The sequence below is a fragment of the Bradyrhizobium sp. STM 3809 genome, assembly GCF_000239795.1.
GTDB lineage: Bacteria > Pseudomonadota > Alphaproteobacteria > Rhizobiales > Xanthobacteraceae > Bradyrhizobium.
In genome coordinates this window covers 1-8,268 of the sequence record NZ_CAFJ01000646.1, presented here as the reverse complement: position 1 = coordinate 8,268, position 8,268 = coordinate 1, and the positions used below count along the sequence as shown (strand labels likewise).

Below are 8,268 nucleotides of genomic sequence, written 5' to 3'. Positions count from 1 at the left end.
CAGCCGACCGCCAATGGCGAGGTGTTCGACAAGACCGCGATGACCGCCGCGCACCGGACCCTGCCGTTCGGCACCCGGCTGCGGGTCACGCGGCTCGACACCGGCCGCTCGGTGCTGGTGCGCATCAATGACCGCGGGCCGTATGTCGACGGCCGCGTCGTCGACCTGTCCTATGCCGCGGCGTCCTTGCTGGACATGGTGGAGTCGGGCCTCGCCGACGTCAGGCTCGACGTCGTGCGCTGGCCGAAGCCGCGGCCGCACAAGCCGCCCCCGCCGCAGATGGCGCCTGCCAATGCCCGGCCGCTGCTGCGCCCGCCGCCAACGCGGCTGACGCTGCTCCGCTCGCCGGAGCGGCAGCCACAGATCGGCCGCTGACAGCGTCTATGATCAGTTAGCAGCCGCGCTCGCTTTGAACTCATCAGCTCGTGGCCGCGCCGCAGCCGGTTCCCGTTCTCGCGCGGTCGACATGCATTCTAACGACCGGCGTCAACGCCGGTTAACACTGGAAGCAGTTTCATCTTGGCCTCGCGGCCGCGTTCGGCGCCGACCATCACCGAAAGGTCATCGCGTCGATGAAAACCTTTGCTGCGGTCGATGCGGCGCGGCAACTCATTGATTCAGAGATATGATCGTTCGCGCCGGCTGTAAGCTGCGCTAGCCGCGGCACGGCGTTCGAGCAGGCGTCCGACGGCGCATGGTCGCCGGCGGGGGCGGCGGGGGGCAGCCAGATGGAGGTTGCGGTGTCCTGCAACCTGTCCTTATGAGGATGGCTGTGTAACTCATGTAGTCCACATGGCCAACTAATCAGAAGAAAACGGGAAAATTTGAAATGACCGTTCGCTGGTGTGCGTTGCTTCTCGGAACCTGCCTCGTCCTGCCGACCACCTCCGCTTTCGCAATTTCCGCCGATGTCGTCCGCGATCTCGCATCTCGCGTCGGCCCGGTCGTCGGGCAGGCCGCGACCTGTCGGGAGATCGCGCAGGGGCGCGTGCAGACGATCATCGATCAGTTCAGCGAGGTGATCCGCCAGGCCTCCTCGGGCAATACGGAGCGCGACGGGCTCGCGCGCAGCTTCAACAGCTACATCGCCGAGGGCCGCGGCCGGGTCGCATCCTCGCTGGTGACCTGCCAGGCCGCGGAGCGCCAATTGGCGGACCTCGAGCGCGCGCTTCAGCAGCAGCAGTCCGCACCGCCGACGATGTCCCTGGCGCTGGCGGCTCCGACCGCCGCGGCCGCGACGCAGCCGACCGCCAGTCTGCCGCCGTCGCCGCCGCATGGCGTCACCGACACCGAGATCCGGTTCGGCACCGTCATTCCGTTCTCCGGGGTGCGCAAGGAGCCGGCGCGACAGATGAAGCTCGGTATCGAGACGGCGTTCGCCCGCGTCAACGACTCCGGCGGCATCAATGGCCGCAAACTCAGGCTGATCGCGGCCGACGACGGCTATGATCCCAACCGCACCCTGGGAGCAATGACCCAGCTCTACGAGAAGGACCAGGTGTTCGGCTTCATCGGCAACATGGGCACGGCCAACAACGCGGTGGCGATCCCCTATGCCCTGGAGCGCCGCGCGCTGTTCTTCGCGCCCTATAGCGGCTCTGCCGTCGTCCGCCGCGATCCTCCCGACCGCTACGTCTTCAACTACCGTGCGAGCTACGCGGAAGAGACCGCCGCGATTGTGCACTACCTGATGAAGGTCAAGCGGATCCCGGCCAAGCAGATCGCCGTGTTCGCGCAGAACGACGCCTATGGCGACGACGGCGCCAATGGTGTCGCCAAGGCCTTCCGCGCGCTCGGCATCACCGATCCGATCATCCGCTACGGATTTCCACGCGGCACGCTCGATGTCGACGAGGCCGTCGGCAAGCTGAAGGCGCAGACCAAGCCGCCAATCAAGGCGGTCATCATGATCGCGACGGACCGCGCGGCCGCGAAATTCATCGAGAAGACCCACGACGCCGTTCCAGGACTGATCTACGCCAACATCTCGGCAGTCGGCTCCTCGTCGCTGGCCGCGGAGCTGAAGCTGCTGGGCGCGAAGTACACCAACGGCGTCATCGTCACCCAGGGCGTGCCTTCGGTCGCGGGCTATTCGAGCCTCGTGCTCGACTACAAGACGGCGCTGGAGAAATACTTTCCCGGCGAGGCGCCTGACTACACCTCGCTCGAAGGCTTCATCTCGGCCAGCATCCTGATCCAGGCGCTGAAGCAGACGACGCCGCTCGACACCGAGCGGCTGGTCGACACGCTGGAATCGATGCAGAGCGTCGATCTCGGCCTCGGCAGCAAGCTCTCCTTTGGGCGCGCCGAGCACCAGGCCTCGCACAAGATCTGGGGCACCGCGCTCGACGAGTCCGGCACCTACCAGGCGATCGAGCTGGAGTAGGGCGCCCGCGCGCCGCGGCGACTTCGGCTCGCCCGCCGCGCAATGTTCGAGGCGCGTTCCGGCTGGCCGCCGTCTCAGGCGCGGCGCGCGCGCCGCGTCAGGGCCGTTCCGAGCAAATGATCCCAGAGCGGCGTGACGACACCGAAATTGCCGGGCTGGGGGTCGCGGTGGTGGCGCAGATGGCGCAGCCTGCAGCTGCGCAGCCAGGCATGCAGCCGCGATGGCCCGGCCAGCGGCCAGCGATGCACCGCGTCGTGGACCAGAAGATACAGCAGATAGCCGAGCAGCAGGCCGGTCGTGCCTCCGCTCGCGATCTGCAGGTCCGCACCGCGCGCAACGAGCGCGAAGACCGTTGTGAAGATGACCACGCTGACCCACACCGGCGATCCGATCAGGTCGCTCGGACGCGCGTGGTGCAGCCCATGGAGCTGCTTCAGGATCTTGACCTCATGGTAGAGGAACCGGTGCACCAGATATTCGGCCAGCGTCCACAGCGCGGCTCCGGCACCAAGGGCGAGCAGCCAGCGCGGCTGCAGGACGAAGCCACTTCTCGCAAGCTCGAGCAGCAGCAGCGCAACAATGACGATCGGATAGAGGAGGAGTTCGGCGTAGTAACTGAGCTTGCTGTGAGTCACGTCGGGGGCCCGTACGCAGATATGCAGAGACGACAGAGTGAGGCTCTCTCCGACGACGGCCGGCTCGGGGAATCAGCGTCCATCGCAGAGCTTGTCACGCCGCTGAAATAGCGCAGACATAAGTCGTCCGCATGAAGGCGTGACTTGCAGACGCCCGGGTTGCGCTGAGCCGAGGGCTTTGTTGCGCGAACCCCGCGCTCATCGGCGGAACCGGTGTCGCTGCAGCACGCGAGGGACCGCCGTCCCATGGGCGTGAAGTTGCGAAGCCCTTCAATTCGCGCGACGCGCGAGCAGGAGGGCGCCGCCGAGCCCGCACATGACGGCGCCCGACGCCTGGCGCAGCCGGGTCACGAGGCCTGGCCGCTTCACGAGCCCATGCCGCGCCCTGGCCGCCCAGACCGTCACCACGATGTCGACGCTGGTGTTCAGCGCCACGGAGATCAGCCCGAGCGCGACGAACTGCGCTGCCACGTGACCGGTGGGATCAACGAATTGCGGGATGAAGGCGAGGAAGAAAGCCGCCGTCTTCGGGTTCAGCGCCTCGACGACGATGCCGTCGCGGAACGCGCGACGGCTGCCGGTCGTCGTCGGCTCCGTTGGCGACGCGGTACGCGCCTCGCGCCAGGTCTTCACGCCGAGCCAGATCAGGTAGAAGGCGCCGGCGATCTTCAGCACGACGAACGCCTGCGCGCTCGCCATGACCAGCGCGGACATCCCGACCGCGCCGGCGACCACGTGCACGAGACCGCCGAGCCCGAGGCCGACGCTCGATGCCAGTCCCTCCTCACGGCCGCCGGCCAGCGTTCGTGCGACGATGTAGAACATGCCCGGGCCCGGCGTCAGCGCGACGGCCAGGGCGGCGGACAGGAACAGCAGGAAGGTGGGAAGTTCGGGCATGGCAGGTCTCGCGGAAGCAATTGCGGCTTGTACGGCAATCGGCGAGACGAGACAAAGCCTGCCGGATGTGCTCGGGCGGCCGCGCGTCCGCAGCGCCGGCCGCGCGCATCCCGGCTGGAGACACGCATGTTGACGATATCACGGGATGATCCGGCGTCATCCGACGCCGAGGCCTTGCTGGCGGAGCTCTCCGCGGCTCTTGCCGAGATGACCGGCGACAGCGGCCGCACGTCGTTCGATCCGGACGACGTGCGCGGGCCGCGGGCCTGCTTCCTGATCGCGCGCGACGGAGCCGGGCAGGCGGTCGGCTGCGGCGCGCTGCGTCCGCTGGAGGCTGATATCGCCGAGGTGAAGCGCATGTATGCGCGCCGAGGTTCGTCCGGCGTCGGCTCGGCGATCCTCGCGCAGCTCGAGACGGTGGCCGCCAGTCTCGGCTATGCCGCCATCCGGCTGGAGACCCGGCTGGTCAATGCCCGCGCCGTCGGCTTCTACGAGCGCCACTTCTATCGTCGTATCCCCAACTACGGGAGATACGTCGGACGGCCCGAGGCCGTATGTTTCGAGAAAGCTCTGTCCCGCCCCGGCTAGCAGATCTTCTGCTGCACGTGCTGGATACAGGTGCAGGTCGTCGTCGATGTGAGCTTGACGTCATAATACGGTCCGGTGCTCGACGTCGCCGGGCCGTTGGTCGCGCAGCGCGGGAACAGGTAGTAGCTGTCCGCGATGGTGACCGGGCCGGTCACGCCGGAACCGAGGTTCGGCTTGTAGGCGTAGCTCACCTCGCCCAGGATGAGCGAGATGTTGGCGTTGGTCGGGGTGGTCGTGGTGAAGGCCGACAGCGTCATTTTCTGGCCGACGGTGCGCGCGCCCGTCGCGCTGGTCGACTGGCTCCATTGCACCGTCGCATTGCCGTTGGCGTCGGTCGAGACTTCCGAGACCGTCACGGTCATCAGCGAATTTCCCGCGGCGTCCTTCGTCGGATAGGGCGCGATGATCGAGCTGGAGGCCTGCAGGATGTCCAGCATCCGCGATGCGGAGACCTGGGTGTTCTGCGCCACCAGGTCGGCGACGCTGTGCGATGTCGCGCTGACCTTGACGCCGATCGCCAGGCCGTTGCCGAGTTCGAAACCGCCGAGCAACAGCATCAGCATGAACGGCAGGACGATGGCGAACTCGGTCGCGGCGACGGCGTCGGCATTGGCGGCGAAGTCGCGCGTGCGTAATGACAGACCGGCGAGCAATGTCCTGATCCTTCTACGACGAGGGTTCGTTCTGAAAGGCGGCCGTCGACATGATCAGCCGATTGCCGCTCGACACGTTCGACAGATTGAAGCCGAGCGGACCCAGCATGACAGGCCAGACATACATCACCTTGAGAACGACGATGTCGCCCGCGGTTCCCGGATTGTATTGCCAGACGTTGCTGACGGCGCCGTTGGAATCGAACGTCAATGACGGCGTGGCCGTATTGGTCGCCGACCAGTTGTTGGCGACCTGCATGTCGATCATCAACCCGCCGCAGTTGAAGAAGATGCGGATCTTCGTGCAGACCACCTGCTGCTTGAATGCGTCGGCGGTCATGGACTGGGCCTGCACCTGGCCGGTCATCACGGCGCGGGCCGATTGCTGCGCGATCGATTCGAGCAGCTGCTGGGCGAAGAAGACCAGGAACGTCTGGATCAGGGCGATGACGAGGGCGAGGAACGGCGCGGCGACCAGCCCGAATTCGACGGCCGTCGCGGCGCTTTCGTCCCTGAAGAAGGCGCGGCGAGGCCAGCCGCGGTCCTTCGATGATGCTGCGCGCGGTTCCGCCATGGGTTGCCCTTACTGCACGAGGCTCGCCGTGCTCGATGCGACCTTCAGGAAGAGATTGGTCAGCGCCGTCGAAATGTCGCCGCCGGTCTGCACGTCCGCGAACAGGCCGGGCGAGGCGCAGGCTTGCAGACGCTGCGCGATCGTGCCGGTCGACGACGATGGATTGTTGAATTGGGCGATGCGGCTGTTGTACCAGCCGTCGGTCGTCAGCTGCAGATACTCGGTGTAGAGAATCGCGATGCGGATGTTGCGCTTCTTGATCGTATCGCAGATCGCCGTGTTGAGCGGTTGCTGGCAGCGCACCTGCGAGCCGGCCGAGGGCAGCGGATAGGTCGCGTTGGCGTCGCAGGTGTCGGTCTTCGCGATCAGCTTGTCCTCGACGCCGTCGGTGACCAGGAAGACCACCTCCTGCGGCGTGTCGCTGCTCTGGTTCGTTCCGGTGCCCGGGTCGGGCATGATGGTGTTGACGCCGCCGAGCGCGCCCGAGATGTCGGTGCCGAAATCGGTGTTGCAGATCGAAGTCGTGACGCAGTTCTGGTGGTCCACGGTGAGCAGCTGGATGTTCGAGATCTTGGTGCCCGCGCTGCTCGGCGACGTCAGGGTCTGGATCGTGTTCAGATTGTAGTCGAACGTGTAGATCGCCGCCTTGTAAGTGGTGTTGTTGATCGCGGACATGCATTGCATGACGCCGCCGCTCACGCCCGATTGCGGGCAGGTCCAGGGACCGACCAGAAGCTGCTTGACGGCATTCGCGACGAGATCGATCCGCAGCGTCACGCTGTTGTTGCGGGCGACGCTGAGATTGTCCACGGTCGACGAACTTGCGCCGCTGTCGAGATTGGGATGCAGCTCGTGGCAGGCGAAGCCGCAGTTCTTCGATCCGCTCGGCTGCTTGCTGGTGGCGGAGATCAGATTGTCGATGTCGTTCTGCGTCGCGCCGATCGCCATCGATGGCGAGTCGTCGAGCAGCAGATAGAAGTTCATGTTCGGCGCGCTCGACGCTCTTGCCGTCGCCGAGCCCTGGACCTGCCAGGCCTGGCTGCCGATCACCGACGGAAAATTGTTGATGGATTGCGCGACGTAGGAAACCGTGATCGTCCGCTGCAGCCCTGAATCGGTGACGGTGATGGTGGGTGTCGGCACCGTGGTCAGGCCCGGCATCGTCGCCTTCGCCGCGAACACGGCGGCCGCCGTGTTCTTGACGACGGTCGTATCGGTCACGCTCAACATGGCTGGGCGGACGGCGGCAATCGCCGCGGCATCGGCCGCTGCATCGAGCTGTCCCTGCTTGCGCAGCGCCACCGTGTAGTCGAGCGCCATGCCCGCGAGATAGATCGTGGGCACCATCATCAGTGCGAAGATGACCGCGACGTTGGCTCTGCGATCCCGAGCGCAGCGACGCACCAGGCCGAGCAGCATGACCCCTCACTCTCGTTTGGCAGCGTTGGCCGTCTCGGCATTCCGAGGAGCGGCCTCGACTGTCGGTCAGGAGGAGGCCTGTGCTCGTTGCCGATTATTTCCCGTAGTTTCCACGATAAGGGGTATCGGGTTAAGTAAAGATTACTGTATTATGATAAGGTTCAGCCTGAACGTGCATGAGGCTAGTACCGAGCATGGCCCCAGCGCGACCTGTTCGAGAGACCTCGGCTCGCTCTTATTTGACTCAATTGGTCTGCATCGTCGTCCTCTCGTCCTGACTGAACGACTGAGAGCCAACGCTGGAAAACACGCGGCTACGGGGCATTGCCGCCGTTCCGGATCAGCCGCGCAACTCATCAGCTCGGCGTGACGGCGTCGCCAATCACCCGTAGACGCCGGGCGGATCTGCCGGACATGACCATCCCGTTTCATAACGACATCCTGTGAGTATGGGTCCCGGCGTTCGCCGGGACGACATCGGAGTTTGGGAACGTCGTTTGTTTGCTCATCGCGACGCGGAGCGCAGCGTGACTGGATGCCTCGATCGCGCGACAACCACAGCCGTCGTCCCGGCGAACGCCGGGACTCATACCGCGGGATCTAAGTGGGGGCGCAGACGCTGACGGATCATTCGCCATCGCGTCACTCTGCCCGACGGGCATTTGATGCATTGCTCTCATGCGCAAATTGCCCGTCGTGTTAGTTCGTCGCAATCATTTCGCTTGCCCCGTCGGGCAAATCACCTCCACATTTCCGGCCATCCCGCCGCGATGAAGAGGGACGGTTCGCGGTCGTCACGAGTCGTGCGGCGGGGAGGCGGTGGCTGCATCGTGTCGCAACGTGCTCATGGCGCGTGGACGAACGGCACGGTGCAGACGGTCAAGTCGCGTGGTCCCGACACCCCGACGCTGGTGTCACGTTCGCGATGGCGCGTCTCGCGCCGCGCGGATCATGGTGGCCAGAAAGCCCGGCGCACCAGGGAGAGCGCGAAGCAGCCGACAAGCCCACCGCGCAGGGAATGCCGGATGACCGGCTGAACCTGTGGTACCTGCCGCCTGCATTTTCTTTCGCAGGCGGGCCATGGGTTGCGGCCAGCACCCGGCATTCCCTGCGCCC

General features: G+C 65.7%; 8 protein-coding genes and 1 pseudogene. 4 read left to right on the top strand and 5 right to left on the bottom strand.

Annotated features, from left to right (window positions below; genetic code table 11):
• Nucleotides 1-375 (top strand): septal ring lytic transglycosylase RlpA family protein (locus BRAS3809_RS28730; RefSeq protein WP_035659215.1); only part of this gene is annotated, 375 nt, incomplete at its 5' end.
• A 454-nt stretch (nt 376-829) separates the two neighbouring features.
• The gene (locus tag BRAS3809_RS28725) at nt 830-2,386 is read left to right on the top strand and encodes an ABC transporter substrate-binding protein (protein ID WP_008965517.1); all 1,557 of its coding nucleotides are present in this window, start codon (nt 830-832) and stop codon (nt 2,384-2,386) included.
• 74 nt (nt 2,387-2,460) lie between these two features.
• On the opposite strand, the gene BRAS3809_RS28720 is transcribed toward BRAS3809_RS28725, so the two are convergent.
• Both BRAS3809_RS28720 and BRAS3809_RS28715 read right to left on the bottom strand, forming a co-directional pair.
• Complete coding sequence (locus tag BRAS3809_RS28720) at nt 2,461-3,021, bottom strand: sterol desaturase family protein (RefSeq protein WP_008965516.1); 561 nt, start codon at nt 3,019-3,021, stop codon at nt 2,461-2,463.
• A gap of 270 nt (nt 3,022-3,291) precedes the next feature.
• A complete protein-coding gene (locus tag BRAS3809_RS28715) occupies nt 3,292-3,918 on the bottom strand; it encodes a LysE family translocator (RefSeq protein ID WP_008965515.1) in 627 nt (208 codons plus the stop codon).
• A 126-nt stretch (nt 3,919-4,044) separates the two neighbouring features.
• On the opposite strand from BRAS3809_RS28715, the gene BRAS3809_RS28710 reads away from it, so the two are divergent.
• On the top strand, nt 4,045-4,506 hold the full coding sequence (locus tag BRAS3809_RS28710) for a GNAT family N-acetyltransferase (RefSeq protein WP_008965514.1): 462 nt from the start codon (nt 4,045-4,047) through the stop codon (nt 4,504-4,506).
• Here BRAS3809_RS28710 and BRAS3809_RS28705 read toward each other — a convergent pair.
• From BRAS3809_RS28705 to BRAS3809_RS28695, 3 genes are read right to left on the bottom strand one after another with little or no spacing between them, the layout of a single operon-like run.
• On the bottom strand, nt 4,503-5,159 hold the full coding sequence (locus tag BRAS3809_RS28705) for a TadE/TadG family type IV pilus assembly protein (protein ID WP_008965513.1): 657 nt from the start codon (nt 5,157-5,159) through the stop codon (nt 4,503-4,505). The genes BRAS3809_RS28710 and BRAS3809_RS28705 overlap by 4 nt on opposite strands.
• A 13-nt stretch (nt 5,160-5,172) precedes the next feature.
• On the bottom strand, nt 5,173-5,733 hold the full coding sequence (locus tag BRAS3809_RS28700; protein WP_008965512.1) for a TadE/TadG family type IV pilus assembly protein: 561 nt from the start codon (nt 5,731-5,733) through the stop codon (nt 5,173-5,175).
• Nucleotides 5,734-5,742: 9 nt separating this feature from the next.
• Nucleotides 5,743-7,152 (bottom strand): TadE/TadG family type IV pilus assembly protein, encoded by a 1,410-nt coding sequence (locus BRAS3809_RS28695; protein WP_008965511.1) that lies wholly within the window; start codon nt 7,150-7,152, stop codon nt 5,743-5,745.
• 925 nt (nt 7,153-8,077) lie between these two features.
• Between BRAS3809_RS28695 and BRAS3809_RS37160 the strand changes: the two are divergent.
• A pseudogene (locus BRAS3809_RS37160) lies at nt 8,078-8,268 on the top strand (hypothetical protein); the annotation flags it as partial.